The 18,981-nt window shown below is 54.5% G+C and carries 15 protein-coding genes; 8 read left to right on the plus strand and 7 right to left on the minus strand.

The window, feature by feature from the left end:
* Window positions 1-471 precede the first annotated feature (471 nt).
* Entirely contained in the window at window positions 472-1,626 is a 1,155-nt protein-coding gene (gene lldD / locus ACFFLD_RS20040; protein ID WP_386043424.1) for an FMN-dependent L-lactate dehydrogenase LldD, read from the minus strand.
* A gap of 8 nt (window positions 1,627-1,634) precedes the next feature.
* Window positions 1,635-1,886, minus strand: a complete 252-nt coding sequence (locus ACFFLD_RS20045; RefSeq protein ID WP_386043426.1) for a hypothetical protein — start codon at window positions 1,884-1,886, stop codon at window positions 1,635-1,637.
* Window positions 1,887-2,071: 185 nt separating this feature from the next.
* On the opposite strand from ACFFLD_RS20045, the gene ACFFLD_RS20050 reads away from it, so the two are divergent.
* Genes ACFFLD_RS20050 through ACFFLD_RS20060 form a run of 3 tightly spaced genes read left to right on the plus strand, consistent with a single transcriptional unit; the run spans window position 2,072 to window position 6,133 of the window.
* Complete coding sequence (locus tag ACFFLD_RS20050; RefSeq protein WP_386043428.1) at window positions 2,072-2,845, plus strand: GntR family transcriptional regulator; 774 nt, start codon at window positions 2,072-2,074, stop codon at window positions 2,843-2,845.
* Window positions 2,842-4,758: a sensor histidine kinase gene (locus ACFFLD_RS20055; RefSeq protein WP_386043430.1), complete on the plus strand. Its 1,917-nt coding sequence runs from the start codon at window positions 2,842-2,844 to the stop codon at window positions 4,756-4,758. The genes ACFFLD_RS20050 and ACFFLD_RS20055 overlap by 4 nt, the downstream gene beginning before the upstream one ends.
* Entirely contained in the window at window positions 4,751-6,133 is a 1,383-nt protein-coding gene (locus tag ACFFLD_RS20060; RefSeq protein WP_386043432.1) for a sigma-54-dependent transcriptional regulator, read from the plus strand. Before ACFFLD_RS20055 ends, ACFFLD_RS20060 begins: the two co-directional genes overlap by 8 nt.
* Here the strand turns inward: ACFFLD_RS20060 and ACFFLD_RS20065 are convergent.
* The 3 genes from ACFFLD_RS20065 to ACFFLD_RS20075 form a co-directional block, all read right to left on the minus strand.
* Window positions 6,109-6,780 (minus strand): metal-dependent hydrolase, encoded by a 672-nt coding sequence (locus ACFFLD_RS20065; RefSeq protein ID WP_386043434.1) that lies wholly within the window; start codon window positions 6,778-6,780, stop codon window positions 6,109-6,111. The two genes, ACFFLD_RS20060 and ACFFLD_RS20065, sit on opposite strands and share 25 nt — an antisense overlap.
* A gap of 111 nt (window positions 6,781-6,891) precedes the next feature.
* Entirely contained in the window at window positions 6,892-7,431 is a 540-nt protein-coding gene (locus ACFFLD_RS20070) for a gamma carbonic anhydrase family protein (RefSeq protein WP_386043436.1), read from the minus strand.
* 81 nt (window positions 7,432-7,512) lie between these two features.
* Window positions 7,513-8,856: a sodium-dependent transporter gene (locus ACFFLD_RS20075; RefSeq protein WP_386043438.1), complete on the minus strand. Its 1,344-nt coding sequence runs from the start codon at window positions 8,854-8,856 to the stop codon at window positions 7,513-7,515.
* A 194-nt stretch (window positions 8,857-9,050) separates the two neighbouring features.
* Here ACFFLD_RS20075 and prlC point away from each other — a divergent pair, with 194 nt between their 5' ends.
* From prlC to ACFFLD_RS20095, 4 genes are all read left to right on the plus strand, one after another.
* Window positions 9,051-11,099 carry an oligopeptidase A gene (gene prlC / locus ACFFLD_RS20080; RefSeq protein ID WP_386043440.1) on the plus strand — a complete coding sequence of 683 codons (2,049 nt, stop codon included), beginning with the start codon at window positions 9,051-9,053 and terminating at the stop codon, window positions 11,097-11,099.
* Between the two features lie 62 nt (window positions 11,100-11,161).
* Window positions 11,162-11,413 carry a YheV family putative zinc ribbon protein gene (locus tag ACFFLD_RS20085; protein ID WP_386043442.1) on the plus strand — a complete coding sequence of 84 codons (252 nt, stop codon included), beginning with the start codon at window positions 11,162-11,164 and terminating at the stop codon, window positions 11,411-11,413.
* Between the two features lie 405 nt (window positions 11,414-11,818).
* A complete protein-coding gene (locus ACFFLD_RS20090) occupies window positions 11,819-12,805 on the plus strand; it encodes a TAXI family TRAP transporter solute-binding subunit (protein WP_386043444.1) in 987 nt (328 codons plus the stop codon).
* A 102-nt stretch (window positions 12,806-12,907) separates the two neighbouring features.
* Entirely contained in the window at window positions 12,908-15,109 is a 2,202-nt protein-coding gene (locus ACFFLD_RS20095; RefSeq protein ID WP_386043446.1) for a TRAP transporter permease, read from the plus strand.
* Window positions 15,110-15,201: 92 nt separating this feature from the next.
* On the opposite strand, the gene metF is transcribed toward ACFFLD_RS20095, so the two are convergent.
* Window positions 15,202-16,044, minus strand: coding sequence for a methylenetetrahydrofolate reductase [NAD(P)H] (metF, locus tag ACFFLD_RS20100; protein WP_386043448.1), 843 nt, complete (start codon window positions 16,042-16,044; stop codon window positions 15,202-15,204).
* A 142-nt stretch (window positions 16,045-16,186) separates the two neighbouring features.
* Here metF and ACFFLD_RS20105 point away from each other — a divergent pair, with 142 nt between their 5' ends.
* On the plus strand, window positions 16,187-17,122 hold the full coding sequence (locus ACFFLD_RS20105; protein ID WP_386043450.1) for an AEC family transporter: 936 nt from the start codon (window positions 16,187-16,189) through the stop codon (window positions 17,120-17,122).
* A 57-nt stretch (window positions 17,123-17,179) separates the two neighbouring features.
* Here ACFFLD_RS20105 and ligB read toward each other — a convergent pair whose 3' ends face one another.
* Entirely contained in the window at window positions 17,180-18,856 is a 1,677-nt protein-coding gene (gene ligB, locus ACFFLD_RS20110; RefSeq protein ID WP_386043452.1) for an NAD-dependent DNA ligase LigB, read from the minus strand.
* Window positions 18,857-18,981: the final 125 nt, after the last annotated feature.

The following is an 18,981-nucleotide window of genomic DNA, read 5'->3' on the forward strand; positions in this document are numbered from 1 at the left end:
GGACTAGCCGAAGACAACAAAAGCGAATCAAACTTGGCTCAAGGTTCAAACGAATTCACTGTGATACTCCGAAAAGTATCGTTGTGTTCGCTTGCCTTGATATTTGGTGACTTGTCACCACATCAGCAAGCGCCCACATGAATTACCTGATCAAATTGTTAAAGAGCTGTTTTCGCTGCGTTGCGTCTGACACCGTGTGTGAGAGCAACTAACCTCGGCTACCGTTGACTTGGCTTGCCTCAGCGAGGAAGGCGTATTCTACGCATTTCCTGGTGATTGTCAAGGGCGTTGTTTTCGCTGTTGAATGACTCCAACTGGAAACAAGCTAACCGCTTGATAATCGAAGGCTTTTACACCTCATTCACCGCTGGTAACGCTTGGCGTCCCCGGCAGCGGATGCGTACTTTACGGATTCGCGGCCGGGTTGGCAAGTGCTTTTTAAGCTTAATCTTGATAACGGTGTAAATGGCCTTAACGGATATCACGAAGCGAGTCGGGAACCAGAGAATCCGCTCCAAGATCGGCAATGCTATGCGCCCCGGTAAGCGTCATCGCCACTCGCATTTCCTTTTCAAACAGCTCAAGCAGATGGGCAACACCCGCCTCTCCGGCTGACGCAAGGGCGTAAATGAAAGCTCGCCCCAATAAAACCGTATCCGCACCCAACGCCACCATCCGCACAACATCAAGTCCGTTACGAATACCGGAATCGGCCAATATAGCTAAGTCACCTTTAACGGCATCGGCAATAGCAGGCAAAGCACGAGCAGAAGAAAGCACGCCATCAAGCTGGCGACCGCCATGATTGGAAACCACGATACCGTCCGCGCCAAAGCGAACGGCATCACGGGCATCCTCCGGGTCCAATATGCCTTTAATGATCATAGGACCGTCCCAGAATTCCCGTATCCACTCCAGGTCCTTCCAGGAGATGGCAGGATCAAAGTTATTACCAAGCCAAGCAATGTAGTCTTCAAGCCCCGTCGGATTGCCACGATAATCAGACACGTTGCCAAGATCATGCGGACGACCATGAATACCCACATCCCACGCCCAGAACGGATGCATGGCCGCCTGCGCCATGCGTCGCATCGGGCCATATTTACCGCTCATTCCCGAATGAGCATCACGGTAACGTGCCCCTGGCACCGGCATATCAACAGTAAACACCAGCGTTTTAACACCAGCGGCTTTGGCTCGCTCTAAGGCGTGCTTCATAAACCCCCGGTCTTTCAGCACGTAGAGCTGGAACCAGATAGGTCGATCAACGGCGGAGGCGACCTCATTAATAGTACATACCGATACCGTGGACAGCGTGAACGGTATGCCTTTACTAGCAGCAGCTCGCGCCGCCTGAACTTCACCACGTCTGGCGTACATACCGGCCAGCCCAACAGGCGCCAGCGCAATCGGCATCGCAAGCTTTTCGCCAAACAGCTCGGTTTCTAGAGACAAGCTAGACATATCTTTCAGCACACGCTGACGTAATGCGATACCGGCCAAGTCTTCGACGTTACGTCGCAATGTATGTTCGGTATAAGACCCGCCATCGGCGTAATGAAACAAAAAAGGCGGTATACGCCGTTTAGCGGCCTGACGGTAATCAGTGGATGCTGAAATGATCATGGCGGGTCCTATGCAATGGATACGCTTTTATGGGTGTTATCAAAGAACCGGTATTGAGCGCCATCAAGAATAACCGACGCCTTGCCGAAGGTTAGCGCTGCACGCGCTGCTAGCGCCGCCGCATAGAGCAAGCAGGCACGATAAAACCAGCTGGTTCGGCGCTGAATGAGCGCAACGGCCACCACACTATGTGTGGCGCTTACTGTCGCAGCACTTCGCAGCCATAAATTGGTTTTACCAATTGACAATAAAAACAGCATCAACAGTAGAGAGCCGCCCCAAACGTGTCAAACGGAGAAAGCTTATTAGCATGCATAAAAGCGCTATACTTTAGTTTAACGCTAAATTACTAATCTTTATTAATGATTAGTTTTGCTCGCCTACTCTTGAGGCAATTTCCTAAAGCCCTTAATATTGGTATTACCAATTATAGGAGCTAACCAACATGAGTTACCCACCGCTCCGCCAACAGCGTTTGGCCGATGTCATCACAGAGCGTTTAGAAGCCATGATGTTGGAAGGCAGCTTAAAGCCAGGCCAGCGTTTACCTCCCGAACGCGAGCTGGCTGAGCGGTTTGGCGTCTCGCGCCCCTCCTTGCGCGAAGCTATTCAGAAATTGGCCGCTCGAGGCTTACTGACTAGCCGTCAAGGAGGCGGTACGTTTGTTAACGACGAGCTAAGCAATGGGTATACGGATCCCTTGTTAGAAATGCTTTCTCGCCATGGCGAATTCAATCTAGATTTGCTGGAATTCCGCGATGCAATGGAAGGTATCTCTGCCTATTACGCAGCCCTGCGCTCCACCCCTGCCGATAAAGCCTTACTACTTCAGCGCTTTGAAGAACTAGAGGGGGGCTTTGAAGGCAACGACCCCATCCAGGAGGCCAAGCTGGATGCCGCCTTCCATCTAGCCATTGCCGAGGCCGCCCACAACGTCCTACTCCTACATACCATTCGCGGCATTTTCCATCTGCTGGAGAAAAGTATCGTCAACAATCTGGCGCATCTATTTGCCAAGCCAGAGTCACGCAGCCTCTTAATGCAGCAACATCGAGCACTATTGAATGCCATCTTGGAAGGACGCGCAGAAGACGCTCGCACTAGAGCCCACGAACATTTGGTATTTGTGGAAGAGGGGTTGCTTGAGATGGCGCGCGCCGAAACACGCGCTCAACGCGCTCTTCGCCGCGCCCAAGGCAACAGTACAACCCTGGCATGAGCGATCAAACCGCTGCTCGCACGCCAACTCGGCTGCCGCTATACGGGCGGCGTTTATGGTTACTGGCGCTTGCTCTTGGTTTACTGCTGGTTATGTGGCAAGCCGCCCAACTGGCACGGGAACAGGCGCTTTCCAACCTTCAAGACGATGCTGAAAACGAGCTTCGCCTGTCGGCTGCCAACTTAAACGGCTATTTGCTACGTTACGATTATCTACCTCAGATGCTGGCTACGCGTGAAGGCGTAAAACGCTTTCTAGCCTCCCCTGATAATCAAGACCCTATGCCGCTGAATCTGCTGCTTGATCGCTTCCGCTTTACCGCAGGGGTATCGGATGTCTATTTGCTCAATCGCGAGGGTGACACGATCGCAGCCAGCAACTGGCATCGCCCCAACACCTTTATTGGTCAGAACTATGCTTTTCGCTCCTACTACACCGATGCCATCGCCGGAGGCCAGGGACGCTTTTTTGGACTGGGGGTCAAGTCTCTGGCGCGTGGCTACTACTTTTCATCGCCCGTCTGGCTGGACGACACCGCCCCTGACTCGCAGCCAGACGGCGTATTAGTAGTGAAAGTATTGCTAGATGATGTCGAAAAGAGCTGGGCAGAGCAGGATGCCGAACTTCTGGTGACCGATAGCGACCATATTATTTTCATGGCTAGCCATCCAGAGTTGCGCATGAATGCGCTCTATTCGCTTACCGCTGAACAACGCCAACATCTGCGTGAAACACGCCGTTATGCCATGGAGCCGTTAACGCCATCTGGTATTGAAATTAATGCTCCTTTCGGCGAAGGCAGCCAGTTGGTCAACTTTTCTCAGGGCCCGCTACGTAACGGTGACTACCTAAGTTTGACTCGCCCTATCCCTGAGTTCGGCTGGCAGATGCATATCCTCAAGCCACTAACACCGGTGACTAGCGCACAGTGGATCGCCGCCCTCATGGCCGGGGGGTTTTACGGCATTATCGCGCTTGGAGCGGGTATCGGCTGGCAGCGCCTGCGGCTACGCCGCGAGCGGGAAGCGTTTGCTGAACGTGAACGCAATACGTTAGCCCGCGTTCGGGACGAATTAGAAATCAGTGTCGAGCGGCGCACCAGTGACTTAGTGGCCAGCAACCAGCGTCTTTCTGACGAAATTGAAGAGCGCCGCCGTGCTGAGGCTAACTTGCGACAAACACAAGATGAGCTGATTCAAGCGGCTAAACTAGCGGTATTAGGCCAGCTCGCGGCGGGGATCAACCACGAGCTCAACCAGCCGCTAGGGGCGATACGCGCTTATGCTGAAAATGCCCGTCGGTTTATGTCCCTGGAGCGCTACCAAAACGCTGATGCGAACCTAGAGCAGATCGTCGAGCTGACCGAGCGGATGGCCGACATTAGCGCACAATTACGCCAGTTTTCACGCAAGAGCAGTGAACGCCAGGAGACGATATCCGTACAGGCGTGTATTAACTACGCATTACGCCTATTTCAAAGCCGGCTGCGCGACGGCAACATTACCGTCATCCAACAGTGGCCCGAAGATACGCTATGGGTGAAAGGCGACCTTGTGCGCCTGGAACAAGTGCTGGTTAATTTAATTAGCAATGCGTTACAAGCCATGAAAACTGCGCCAGCGCCGCAACTGACTATCGAAGCGTTTATCCGTCAGCAGCAAGTCGTTATTAACGTCATTGATAACGGACCCGGCATCCCAGATGAGCACTTAGGGCATATTTTTGAACCCTTTTTCACGACTAAAGCGCCAGGCAGTGGCTTAGGCCTTGGGCTCTCGATTTCTTCACGTATCATGGATGATTTAGGCGGCAAGCTGCAGGCCACCAATCATCCTGACAGAGGGGCATGTTTTACTATAACGCTCCCCCACTCAACGTTAACTCACGCCCAGGAGCGCTCTCACTATGCATGAGCCGTCGACGCTGCCGGTCATGGTGATCGACGACGAACCGCATCTGCGGATCACCGCCAGCCAAACCCTCGAACTTGCAGGCTATACGCCCTACTGCTTTGAGTCGGCAGAGCAAGCGTTAGCGGCATTAACGCCCGATTTTCCGGGGGTCATCGTTAGCGACATCCGAATGCCGGGAATGGATGGTATGGCGTTACTCCATGAGCTTCACCATCGCGACGCCACCCTGCCTATCATTTTAATTACCGGCCATGGTGATATCTCCACCGCGGTAGAAGCCATGCGCGCCGGTGCCTGGGACTTTCTTGAGAAGCCTTTTGCCGGCGACCAACTGCTGGATGTCGTTCGCCGGGGGATTGAGAAGCGTCAGCTCAGCTTGGAAAACCATCGTCTTAAAGCCGAACTGGAAGTACAGCAAGCCGCATTAGGGCCAAGACTGGTGGGCCGCACGCCGGTCATTTCAAGATTGGCCGCTATGATACAGCGCATTAGTCAGGTCGAAGCGGATGTTCTGCTGTTTGGAGAAACAGGCACCGGCAAGGACTTGGTGGCCCGTGCTATTCACGAGCGCAGCAGTCGCCGCAATAGTCCCTTCATGGCGATCAACTGCGGCGCAGTGCCTGAAAACACGATCGAATCTGAACTGTTTGGGCATGAAAAAGGCGCGTTCACAGGCGCGGTCGAGCGGCGTATTGGCAAATTTGAACATGCCAATGGCGGCACGGTGTTTCTGGATGAAATTGAATCCATGCCCTTGGCGCTGCAGGTCAAGCTATTGCGGGTATTGCAGGAGCGTAGCGTCGAGCGGCTGGGGGCCAACGAAACGGTTCCACTCAATATACGCGTAATCGCGGCGACCAAGGTCGACCTTAAAGCGGCCTCCGAAGAGGGACGTTTCCGTGAAGATCTTTACTACCGGCTGAATGTGGTTACCTTGCCGCTGCCCGCGCTGCGTGAGCGACGTGAAGATATTCCTCTACTCTTTCAGCATTTTGCCGTGGTCGCGGCCAACCGCAGCGGGCTTGAAGCACCGACGCTTGATAGCGCCGCCATCGCTGCTCTACTGGCCCATGATTGGCCTGGTAATGTACGCGAATTACGCAATCTTGCTGAGCGCTATGTACTACTGGGCGCGGCCTTCGACTATCGCCTGGATGCACTACTGGAGGGCGCCAATGCCGGGACTGAAGAGCCCTCTCTGCCGCGGCAGGTCGAGCTCTTTGAGAAGAGCCTGATCAGTCAATCGTTAGCGCGCCACCACGGCAGAGTGACCGATGTGTGTCGCCACTTGGACATCCCCCGTAAAACCTTTTACGACAAGCTTAAAAAACACGGCCTTAACGCCGACGACTATCGCCACAACAGCGAGCCTTGATACAGCAGCTCGCCCAATACTGACCAGGGCGGCACCCAGGGGATTAGCGTCAAGGTAGCGATTAGCATCAGCAGATTAGACATGGGCCTACGGCTGTCGCCCAGTTTAAGCGCGGTACCAAACGAGCGCTTTAGCCGAGCACCTTCAAGATCGACGCTGTATATTTCATCCAAACTAAGGTGGATAACAAACCCTGCTAACAACGCTGCCCCGTGAGACCATGCCAACCAGGCTGGCTGGTTGAGCAGGTTATAGCTAAGCGCCGCGGCCACCAAGCTGCATAACCCGCCTGCCAGCAGCGAATGCCAAATACCGCGATGAACGGTAAAACGCGAAAACAATACGGCTGCCAGGTAGCGCACACTGAAGTAGATCCCACCACAGGCAATCAATAATGCGCCGGGCGTCAGCCAAGGCTGTAGCAAAAGCGCTCCCAGCACCAGCGTAGGCACTGAAAGTAGATTAAAAATCAATCGTATCGAGTGGGAGCGATCAGCATCAATGTCGGGCAAAATGCCCCCGAACGTCACCAATCCAATCATCATCAGTGCTTGGGAAGGCGGCCACCACTGACCTTTCCAGCCTGCATACGCGATCAGCATACCGCCCGCCGCTGCCACCGTAATATGAGTGCGAAAATTAGCCATGACCCAGCACCCTAGAAAACTGGATAAATTAACAGATTTCTGAGCAGCGCGACATGGCTAACGATGGAAAAAAAGGTGACAGGGCAACCGCTTATATAGGTCTCAGTAGGCTTAAGTTTCAGCCAAAAAGCGATCTTTCAATTTAACATAGTTGCCGGCGGTATAAGGAAAGAAAGCGCGCTCCGACTCCTTCAGTGGGCGGAGTGCCTTGGCTGGGTTGCCGGCGTATACATAGCCACTTTCCAGACGCTTACCGGGGGTGACGACAGCGCCTGCAGCGATGATCACCTCATCTTCGACCACCGCACCATCCATGACGATAGCCCCCATCCCGACCAGAATACGATTGCCCAGCGTGCAGCCATGCAAAATGGCTTTATGGCCAATGGTCACGTCATCGCCCACGGTGAGCGGAAAGCCATCAGGATTGAAGTCGCTGGCGTGGGTAATATGCAGCACGCTGCCGTCCTGCACGCTCACACGCGCACCGAGGCGGATACGGTGCATATCGCCGCGAATCACCGTCATTGGCCATACCGAACAGTCATCGCCCAATATTACGTCACCGATAACCACACTGGCCGGATCAATATACACGCGCTCACCCAGTTGGGGCTCACTACCTTGATAACGTCTTAACGCCTTGTTCATAACTCACTCCTGGCCATATGAATGGGCAACGTCGAGAGCTAGTTAGCGCTCATCTGCCGCTCTCTAGTCGTACTATAACGATTACCCCAGTATGCCCGCCATCAGGACAATAAAGGTCAATGGTATTGATACCCAGCGAACGAGGTTACGCCATAGCATGTAGCCGTTATCACCCACGCCGAGGGCACGCACCGCCATCTCACGAGGCATGACCCAGACGGCAAACGTGGCAATCAACAAGCCACCCAAGGGCAGGAAAACGTCGGGTGGTATGCTGCTGACAAGCTCGAACACGTTGCGTCCAAACAACGGCCTGAACTCCGCTAGGCTTGAAAACGAAAAGGCCGATAGCAGCCCGATCAACCATACGCTGAGCGCCACGATTGCCGTTGAAATACTGCGGCGTAAACCCAAGCCTTGTAGCGTCGCCACCATTGGCTCCGCCAGATTAATCGCCGACGTCCAAGTGGCCAGCAGCAACAGTAGAAAGAAAACGCTTAGCCAAACCGAGCCCCACGGCAACTCAGAAAATGCGATAGGCAGCGTCACGAACATCAAGCCAGGGCCATCAGCCGGATCCATGCCCTGAGCAAATACCACTGAGAAAATGGCGATCCCCGCCAATAACGCCACGCTTATATCCAGCACGGCAACGGCTACCGCGGCCTTCGGCAAGCTTTGCTCTTCAGGCATATAAGCGCCATAGGCCATTAACGCACAGGCCCCTACCGCCAACGTAAAAAACGCGTGCCCCATGGCATGCATGACCACTGACGGCGTCACGGCGTCGAAAGAGGGCAAAAACAGCCACGCCAGCGCCGTGCCAAAACCATCCGTGGTCGCGGCATAGCCAGCCAACAGCAGCAATAACACATACAGCAGCGGCATCAGCAAATTATTTAGCCGTTCCAACCCTTTAGCCACCCCGGCCGCTACCACGGTCATGGTCATGAACAGAAACAGTGAATGGTTAAAGATCAATAAGCGTGGATTGGCTAAAAAAGCCTCAAAGCCAGCACCGACCTCAGCGGCGCTCGCCCCGTTGAAGTTGCCATTGATAGAGGCCACTAAAAACTCAATCGACCAGCCAGACACCACCGAGTAAAACGATAAGATGCAAAACACGGTAAATGCCCCGAACAGGCCCAGCCAGCGCCAGTGAGGAGAGGCTCCCGCGTCGGCCGCCAGGGCTCCCAGCGCCTGCATCGGCCCGCGGCGACCAGCGCGACCAATCAATATCTCCGCCATCATCACGGGGATACCCAGCAGCAGCACAAACGCCACATAAATTAGCAAAAACGCTGCACCACCGTTCTCTCCGGCCACGTAAGGGAAGCGCCAGATATTACCTAACCCTACCGCAGCACCTGTTACCGCCAAGATAAAGGCCCGTTTAGACCCCCAGCGCTCCAGCGTTTCGCTCATCGTCTGCTCCTGCCATTAGTGGCATTAAAAGGCGGCAAGACTAGCAGGCAGTTGCCAGCAGGCCAAACCCTTACCTTAACCTCGTTATGCGGCTTAGCATTGAAACAGCGCCCCACCGCCCGCACTGTGTCATCATTATCGCGCGTTTTGCGCGTTTAAACGGTTTAATAAAATCGATACCACGTGAGGTGCCTATGTCTTCTAATCCGTTGCTTGAAACGCATGAACTGCCCCCTTTTGCTGAGATTCGCGCCGAGCACGTAGAGCCCGCCGTGGACGAACTGCTAAGCGAAAGTCGTGACGCGATCAACCGTCTGGCCGAACAGGCAGCCGCTGCCCCTCCCAGCTGGGATTCCTTTGCAGTCCCACTTGAAGACGTCAATGATCGGCTTAGCCAAGCGTGGTCTCCCGTTTCTCATCTTAACGGCACAATGAACTCACCTGAACTGCGCGAAGCTTATCAGGCGTGTCTGGAGAAACTTTCTGCCTTTGGCACCTGGGTAGGCCAGCACGAAGGCTTGTTTCATGGCTGGCAAGCCTTAAAAGATGGCCCGGCCTGGGAAACGCTAGACGCAGCACAGCGACGCACCATAGAGAACGTCCTGCGCGACTTCCGTCTGGCCGGTGTTGACCTGCCCGCCGATAAAAAAGCGCGCTACGGCGACATCCAATCGCGCCTATCGTTATTGTCAAACCAGTTTTCAAACAACGTACTGGATGCCACCCAGGCGTGGCATAAAGATATCGATAACCAGGAAACGTTAGCCGGTGTTCCGGAGAGCGCGCTTGAAACGTTAAAAGCCACCGCCGAGGCTAAAGGCGTGACGGGCTACCGTATTACCTTGGATTTTCCCTGTTTCTTCCCGGTGGTTAGCTACGCTGACAACCGCGAACTGCGTCGCGAGGTATATACCGCTTTCACTACCCGCGCCTCCGACCAAGGCCCCAATGCGGGCAAGTTCGACAACGCCGCTATCATGGAAGAAATCCTGGCGCTACGCAGCGAGGTGGCCCAACTGCTAGGTTTTGACACTTACGCAGACTACTCCTTCGCTACCAAAATGGCGGAGTCGCCGGAACAAGTACTCGAGTTTCTAAACGATCTAGCCCGTCGCGCAGGTCCTCAGGCAAAAGAAGAGTTTGCCGAGCTAAGTGAGTATGCTCGCGATGAACTAGGCCTGGAGACGCTGGAGCCGTGGGATGTCGCTTATGCCAGCGAAAAGCTGCGGGAAGCCCGCCATGCGATTTCTCAGGAACAGTTACGTCCCTACTTCCCCGCTCCACAGGTGGTTGATGGCCTGTTTCAAGTAGTCGAACGGCTTTACGGCATTCGCTTTGAAGAAGATACCCAGGCACCCCGCTATCATTCGGATATTCGCTATTTTCGGATTACCGAACACGGCAAGCCGATCGCTGGATTTTATCTTGATCTCTACGCCCGTGAAGGCAAGCGAGGCGGTGCCTGGATGGCCGACTGCCGAGTGCGCCGCCAGACGGTGCAGGGACTTCAACTGCCGGTCGCCTTTCTAACCTGTAATTTCACCGCCCCAGTGGGCGAGCGTCCTGCGCTGCTCACCCATGACGAAGTCACCACCCTGTTCCATGAGTTTGGTCACGGGCTGCACCATATGCTGACCAAACAGCATATCGCCGATATTTCCGGTATTAATGGCGTTGCCTGGGATGCCGTTGAGCTACCCAGCCAGTTCATGGAAAATTACTGCTGGGAGCGGGAAGGGCTGGATCTGCTGGCCAAACATGTGGATAGCGGAGAGCCGTTATCCAGCGAGCTGTTAGAGCGCCTTCAGGCTGCCAAAAATTTCCAGTCTGCCATGGGCATGATGCGCCAAATCGAGTTCTCGTTGTTCGACCTACGTTTGCACCATGAGCTTAGCGCGCCTAGCGCAAACGATGTTCAGGCGCTCCTTGATGAGGTGCGCAGCGCAGTATCCGTACTGCCAGTCGTCTCGTTCAACCGCTTTCAAAATAGCTTTAGCCACGTATTTGCCGGTGGTTACGCTGCCGGTTACTACAGCTACAAGTGGGCGGAGGTACTCTCGGCGGATGCCTGGAGCGCCTTTGAAGAAACCGGTATTTTTGATCCAGAAACGGGCCAGCGTTTTCGTCGCGAAATCCTGGAGCAGGGTGGCGCTCGTGATGCCGCCGAGCTATTTGTCGCTTTCCGGGGCCGCGAACCCAGCGTTGAACCACTGCTGCGCCATAGCGGCATTCGTGCTGCTTAGGGCATTTCAAATACGCTTTCACCATGCGCGGTGCCTTGGGCACCGCGCGTTTGGAGATTCTAATGTCAACTGTTAAACGCTTTATCGCGGGTGTTACCTGCCCACGCTGCGCGGCGATGGATCGTATCCGGGCCTGGGAACAAAATGGGATTCGCTACCGCGAGTGCGTCAGCTGCGATTTTTTTGAACAATTGCCTATTGAAGAAGACGCCTTGACCGAGATGACCACTCGGGTCAATCAAGTCCGCGAAGAGCAAAAGCAGCAGGATGTGCAACCCGTACGCATTCTCGATCCAGGTAAATCCTCTCACTAACACTCTCTTCTGGCACGAAAGCCCACTTCATCAATGGGCTTCTAACGCCATTTTCTTGTGTATGGCTAGCAAGAGAAATAGCGACGCCAATAACGTCTATCGCCAATTCCATTGGTTTGACTATGGCGCTTGCTACCATCACTACCGTGCCCCTCCAGAAAAATGTGCGGTTATCCGCACATGAAAACATGCCAACCGTGCGTATATTCGGACACTTCAGCTAATATTGCCTTCCACCAAAGTTGCATAAAAAAATTATAAGAATTTGATTTTTAATAAATAAATATTAGATGGCACAACTATCGCTCTAATAACTACTGCATCATCTTATAAAGGCAGTATCGGTCGGCGGTATCCCTCTTCCCGGCCAGCCTATAATCCCAATAATCGCTAGGAATTTTCGCCATGCGCAATCATATGCCAAAAACGTTTACGCTTCTCGCCAGCAGTGCCCTACTGGTGGCTGCTGCTAGCAGTGCTCAAGCAGACCGTTCTGAGTGGCCTGACAACTTTACCGTTGGCACCGCAAGCCAAGGCGGCACTTACTTCGTTTATGGTTCAGGCTGGGCTAACTTTATTGCTGATGAGCTAGGTGTATCAGGCGGCGGTGAAGTAACAGGCGGCCCAACTCAAAACCTGGCGCTGGTACACACAGGCGATATGGCGTTTGGCTTAACCACCATGGGCCCCGCCGCTGATGCCATCAAAGGCGAAAGCCCACTGGCACCAGGCATGAAGATGGACAACGTATGTGCCATGTTCCCCATGTACGAAACGCCCTTCTCTATTACCGCACTTTCCGACAGCGGCATCGAATCCATTTCCGATATTCCTGATGGTGCACGTATCGGTTTTGGCCCGGCTGCCTCTACGTCTGACACGTACTTCCCGGCCATTCTAGAAACGCTGGGCGTTAACTTCGATCGTCGTAACGGCGGCTGGTCAGATCTTGGTGGCCAACTTCAGGACGGCCTGCTCGACGTCGTCGCCTTCGCTGCCGGCATCCCGATCCCCGCGGTTAGCCAGTTGGAAGTGCAAACGGATGTGAACATCATTGAGTTCACAGAAGAAGAAATGCAAACCGTGCTGGACAACTTCCCGGTAGCGGAATTCATGATTCCGGCCAGCACCTACACCACGCTGGAAGAAGACGCTCGCGCTGTCTCTATGTGGAACTTTGCCATCGCGGGTTGCGACCTGCCGGAAGATTTCATTTATGAAGTCACCAAAGCCACGATGGAAAACAATGACCGTATGCGCTCTGTCCACCGTAGTGCTGAAACCACCATTCCCGAAAACATCAAGCACAACACCGTGCTGCCGTTCCACCCCGGCGCTGCCCGTTGGTACGAAGAAAACGGCTATGAAATTGCTGAAGACATGATTCACTAAGCAACCTCCCCTGCTCTAACTGCCCCGCTTCCGGTGTTACCGGGCGGGGCAGCTTTCGCTATTACTCCCCTGTGTCTGCTTTTGCTGTGAGGGTGAACTCTAATGAGTCACAAAACCTACCAAGAACCCGATGGCCCTACAGATGATGCCCCCACGGCATCAACGGTAACCGATTCCATTGCCGATGGTGTTGATGATGATGTTGTAGAACCTAACCGCCGTCTGTTTACTGGCTGGCAGTTTGCTCTATTTGCCACATTAGCCATCGCTTACTCAAGTTTCCATCTGATCTCGCTCAACGTATATCCGATGGAAACATGGTCGTTTCGTATTGTGCATATTGCCGGTGCGCTGATTCTTGGTTACGGGTTATTTTCCGGTGCCCGCTTTGCCGATGATGATCACCAAGCATCTAGCGCATGGATTAAGTGGGTTAGCTACGCATTGCTTATTCCCGCCGCTTATACATTGGCGCAAGTCTTTTTAATGCATCAAACGCTCAGCGGTAGTGCCATGCGCATCGACCCGAGCATCGAAAACTGGCACTACGGCTATCCGCTGATGGCGACCACCGCAGGCGCCATTGTGCTGTCATGGTTTTATCGTCAGGCACGGCATCGCTTCAACCCTGCCGACTTAGTGCTCATGGTATGTGCGCTGGCCAGTGCCGGTTATTTGCTAGTGGCCTATAACACCAACATTCGTATGTCGACGGGCACTTCCTTTGCGCCGACAGGTATTTCCTGGGCAGCCATTGCAGGCTCTATGCTGATTTTGGAACTTACCCGCCGCGTGGCTGGTTTGGCTCTGGTCGTTATTTCCGCGGTATTTTTGACTTACGTTTTTGCCGGACCTTATTTGCCCGGCTTTTTAGGTTACCCAGGCCTGTCACTGCAGCGCTTCTTCAGCCAGGTATACACCGATGCAGGTATCCTCGGCCCCACCACCGCGGTGTCGTCGACCTATATTATTCTATTCATTATTTTTGCCGCGTTCTTGCAGGCGTCCAAAGTAGGCGATTACTTCGTCAACTTTGCCTTTGCCGCAGCAGGTCGTGCTCGTGGCGGCCCCGCCAAAGTAGCCATTTTCGCGTCAGGTTTGATGGGCATGATTAACGGCACTTCAGCAGGTAATGTTGTTTCCACCGGTTCGCTGACCATCCCGCTGATGAAAAAAGTTGGCTATCCCGCGCGCAGCGCAGGCGCGATTGAAGCCGCTGCGTCCACCGGTGGACAAATTATGCCGCCCATCATGGGGGCAGGCGCGTTCATCATGGCCGAAGTGACCGGCATCCCCTATACCGAAATAGCCCTTGCAGCGGTCATTCCTGCCATTCTTTATTTTGCCTCTATTTACTTTATGGTCGACTTTGAAGCCGCCCGTAAAGGCATGCGTGGCATGCGTAAAGATGAGATCCCGCTGTTCTCGAAGCTGGTGAAACAGGTCTATCTATTTGCACCGATTATTATTCTGATCGTGGCACTGTTCATGGGCTACTCGGTCATTCGTGCCGGCACCCTGGCAACCGCTTCAGCCGCGGTGGTGAGCTGGATTTCACCCAATAAAATGGGTGTTCGCGCCATCTTAAAAGCACTGCAAATTGCAGGCACCATGTCGATTCAGATTATCGCCGTGTGCGCCTGTGCGGGCTTGATTGTAGGGGTGATTTCGCTAACGGGTGTGGGCGCGCGTTTCTCGTCGCTACTGCTTGGTTTAGCTGGCGTCAGCCAACTGTTGGCCCTTGTGTTTGCAATGTTGATCAGCATTTTGCTCGGCATGGGCATGCCGACCACGGCGGCCTACGCAGTGGCCGCGTCAGTAGTGGCTCCGGGCTTGATCAATATTGGTATTGAGCCATTAATCGCGCACTTCTTCGTCTTTTACTTTGCGGTGGTCTCGGCGATTACGCCGCCCGTCGCCCTGGCGTCTTACGCCGCTGCCGGTATTTCCGGTGACAACCCCATGGGTACGTCCGTTGCCTCGTTCAAGATTGGCTTAGCCGCGTTTATCGTACCGTTCATGTTCTTCTACAGCCCGGCCATGCTGATGGAAGGATCAGCCATGCAGATCTTGCGCGTGGGCCTAACGGCGACGCTGGGTATTGTTCTGCTCTCCGGCATGGTACAAAAATGGTTCTTTGGCCCCGTTAACCTAGTTCAACGTGTGGTCATGCTGGTAGGCGCACTATTTTTAATCTATGGCGGCATCTATACCGACATTGCGGGCCTTGCGATTGGCATCGCCCTATTTGTGATGCAGAGAAAGGCTAACGGTGGTGGTAACAAAGCGGCGCAAGCCAGCTAATACACCCAGAAGCCTGTACCAAGCGCAAAAGCCCCGCTCAACGATCTGTTGAGCGGGGCTTTTCGTCAGGTCAGACTACACAATCAACGGGTTTAGTCAGTCAAATTATCGACGATTTTAAGCACTGGCGCCGACTGATTTAACGTATAGAAGTGCAGACCAGGCGCACCGCCTTCCAATAAGCGTTCACACAGACGGCTCACTACCTCAGTACCAAAAGCAGCAATCGACTCGCTGTCGTCACCATAGGACTCCAGTTGCTTACGGATCCAGCGCGGGATCTCGGCACCGCAGGCATCTGAGAAGCGCGCCAGCTTGGTGTAGTTGGTAATCGGCATAATGCCGGGAATAATGGGTTGTTTAACGCCCTGTGAACGAACTTTATCAACGAAATTGAAGTAGGCATCCGCGGTAAAGAAGTACTGGGTAATGGCCATATTGGCGCCAGCCTTCATTTTACGAGCGAAGTTCTCAACATCCTTGTCCAGGTTGGCGGCCTGGGGATGCGATTCCGGGTAAGCGGCAACGGCAATATCGAAGTGGTCACCGGTTTCGGTGCGAATAAACTCGACTAGTTCGTTGGCATAACGCAGCTCGCCAATACTGCCCATGCCTGAGGGCATATCGCCTCGCAGCGCGACTAAACTATCAACCCCTTCTTCGCGGTACTGCGCCAGCAAGTCACGCAATTGCGCTTTCTCACTACCGATGCAAGAGAGGTGCGGCGCGGTGGAAATGCCACTTTCGCTGACGGCCCGCACGACCTCGCGCGTACGTGCCTGCGTCGAGCCACCAGCGCCATAGGTGACTGAGAAAAAACGCGGTTGGCGAGCAGCCAGTTCATCACGCACGTGTAGTAGCTTGTCGCGCCCTGCATCGGTATTAGGCGGGAAGAATTCAAAGCTGATCCCTAGCGGATGTTCGTGACTGCTCATGGAATTTCCTTTTAATCATCAATAGCGGTGATATTTTGAGTTATTCTCGCTGTTCCGTTGCGCGGGGGCTAATGAAAGATTCCACGCATGGCCTTTAATTTGGCTCATGTTAGCCATTCATCCCACTTAACAAGGTGCCAGTATGGATTTAACACCCAGTGCCTTAATGGGGCCGCTGCTTATGCTCCTGGGGTTTGTCGGATTAGGCTGGATTGCCGCACGGCGTTTAAGCATAGACCCCCGCCCCATTGCTACGCTGCTGGTGTATCTGATTGCACCGCTGACTATTTTTCGCGCGCTGATGAATGGCGGGCCCACGCCAGAATATCTGCTCTTAACATTGGCGTTATTCATACTGGTTTGCAGCATGGCGCTGTTGGTTCGCCGCGTGACCCAGCATCGCTTTGGACCTCAGGAAGGAGCGCTGCTGGCCTTCTCTTCCGGCACGGGCAACACCGGTTACTTCGGCCTGCCGGTGGCTCTCATCCTGCTCCCCCCTGAAGGCGTGACGCTGTACCTTTTTTGTATGCTCGGGATCAATCTATACGAATTCACGCTCGGCTTTTACCTGAGCGCACGTGGACATTTCTCCGTGCGTCAAAGCCTGGCCAAAATTGCTCGGCTGCCGTTAATCTATGCGTTTCTATCTGCGCTGCTGCTGAATGCGCTAAACGTTACCCTGCCCGCCCCGCTGATGAGCTCGCTGGAGGTTTTCCCGGCCACCTATACCTTACTGGGCATGATGATTATCGGTATGACGCTCAGTCAAGTGACGCTCTCGGCCTGGGATTCGAAGTTTGTGGCGACCTGCGTAGGGCTACGTTATTTGCTGTGGCCGCTGGTGATGCTAGCGGCGGTACTTTTACTACAGTACCTTGGCCCGCTGTCATCTGAGCTGGGGATGGCGCTACTGCTGCTAGGCGTGGTGCCGATGGCTTCCAACGTGGTGGTCGTGGCCATGGAGCTAGGCATCCAGCCGCAAAAAGGGGCGCTGGCCGTGCTGGTGACAACGCTGCTCGCGCCGCTGCTGATTCCGCTGTACCTAGGCATCATGCTGCGTATGACGGGTCTGGGTTAGTTATCAGCTTGCTGATGCTGGGTGTAGAGCTAGTTCTTCAGACAGGAACGGCGTGAGTTAAAACCCTTCAACACCTGCCTGCTTAAGCTTTTCAGCCATCCGCTCCACCTCAGGATGGCTAAAAAAGGCTACCAGGGCGTCAGCGCGAACCGGGCCAATCCCCGGCAGCGCTTGCCACTCTGACGCTTGATAGCCTGCCAAGTGCTGCCAGTCACCGCCAGGCATGTCGCTACCCGGTGGCGCTCCCAACGCGTTTAGCCATACCGTAAACGGTTTGCTGCGTACGCCCTGAAATTGCCCTATCAGTGCGGAAGCGGTCACCTCCCCAATACCGTAAACGTGCTGCAGCTGGAGAGGCTCCACACGGAGCCAATCGAGCAACTGGGTGACGACACCTGCATCCATCAGCGCACGCCACGTACCTTCGCCTACTCCCTGCATCCCTAACTGCTCGCCAAGATAGGTCAGCCGCGCCAGCAATTGAGCATCGCAGCCTGTCGTTAATTCAAAACAGCTCAGCAGATGATAACGCTGTGGCGAGGGGGGAGTGAGCGGCGAGCGCTCCTGGGTGTGCCACACGACCTCGGTTAACTGGGGAATCGTTAACCCAGCCAACTCGATTGCCACTTGATCACCGGGGCGGATATCCAATGACGCCCAGCGCTCAAGCGAGCCTAGCGAAACGCGACTAATGCGCCGCCCTTCCAAGCGCACCGGATTAAGCCACACCAGCGGCGTCACACGTCCGGTACGCCCCACGCGAAACTCAACGCCGCGGACTTCCGCTAATGCCTTCTGAGCAGGATATTTCCAGGCCACCGCCCATTCTGGAGGTGCCGATGACCAGCGCCGCACGCCAGGTCGTTCAGCCTGTTTGATCACCACACCGTCGGTGGCAAATGGCAGCGGCCCGTTGAACCAGCTGTCGCGCCAGTAAGCAGCATCTCGTCGACTATCCAGCGGGTAAGTATAGTCAGCGGTGTCAAATCCCAGCACACTCAGCTGCGCCAGGCGCTCCTCCATCCCGGTAGGGCCGTCAGGCCATCCCCAGACAAACAGTCCAATGCGCTCAAGGGTGGCTGAATCAGGATCGGATTGAGCCATCGCCCCCGCCACAGCGCCGCGGGCGCCAGAACTTGGCGACTGTGACTGCACATGCTCGGTGAGCCGCCAGTAAAGCTCCCCTTGAAGAATGGCAGAAACAGGGTCGGAAAGAAGATTGGGAACAGCATCTAGTTGAAGCGCCCGCGCTGTCCAGTCCTGCCCTCGCTCGCCGTCACCGCGACTGACAGCCTCAACCAGCTCACCTTCACTATAGCGAAGCGTAATCGCCACACCGTCTACTTTGGGCTGTATCCAGAGATCTTCCCGGCGGTTGGTAAAGCGCCTGATGCCGTCATCATCGGTTTTATTTAGCCCGCGCTGCGCCGCGGGATGATCACGGGTACCGTGACTGCTCGTTACGCGTGAAAGCGGTCGATGATCCAGCTCGCCACCTAAACAGCGCTGCCAAGTGGCCAAGCGCTCCACTGTTTGATCATAGAGGACGTCGTCAATCAAGGTGACACCCTCGTCGTGGTAAGCACTATCCCAGCGCTGCACCTGCTCGGCGAGCGCTTGGCTTTCGCGGCTTAAGCGCGCCGAAGACCAATCAGGGCAAATGTTGGCCTGTGCGGTGAACGAGATCACCCCAAGCAAAGCGCCGATCACCCAGCGTAAGACACCTATCGACATTCTTCCCCCTTAACCCATCAGCACACCCAAACCATAGTTAACATACAGCCTAGCGTAACGGGCATAAAAAAAGCCCCCGGCCGAAGCCAAAGGGGCGATTTCTTACAGCACGTGTAGCGAATGTC

The sequence above is a fragment of the Vreelandella sulfidaeris genome (assembly GCF_042429665.1).
In the GTDB taxonomy this organism is placed as follows: Bacteria; Pseudomonadota; Gammaproteobacteria; order Pseudomonadales; family Halomonadaceae; genus Vreelandella.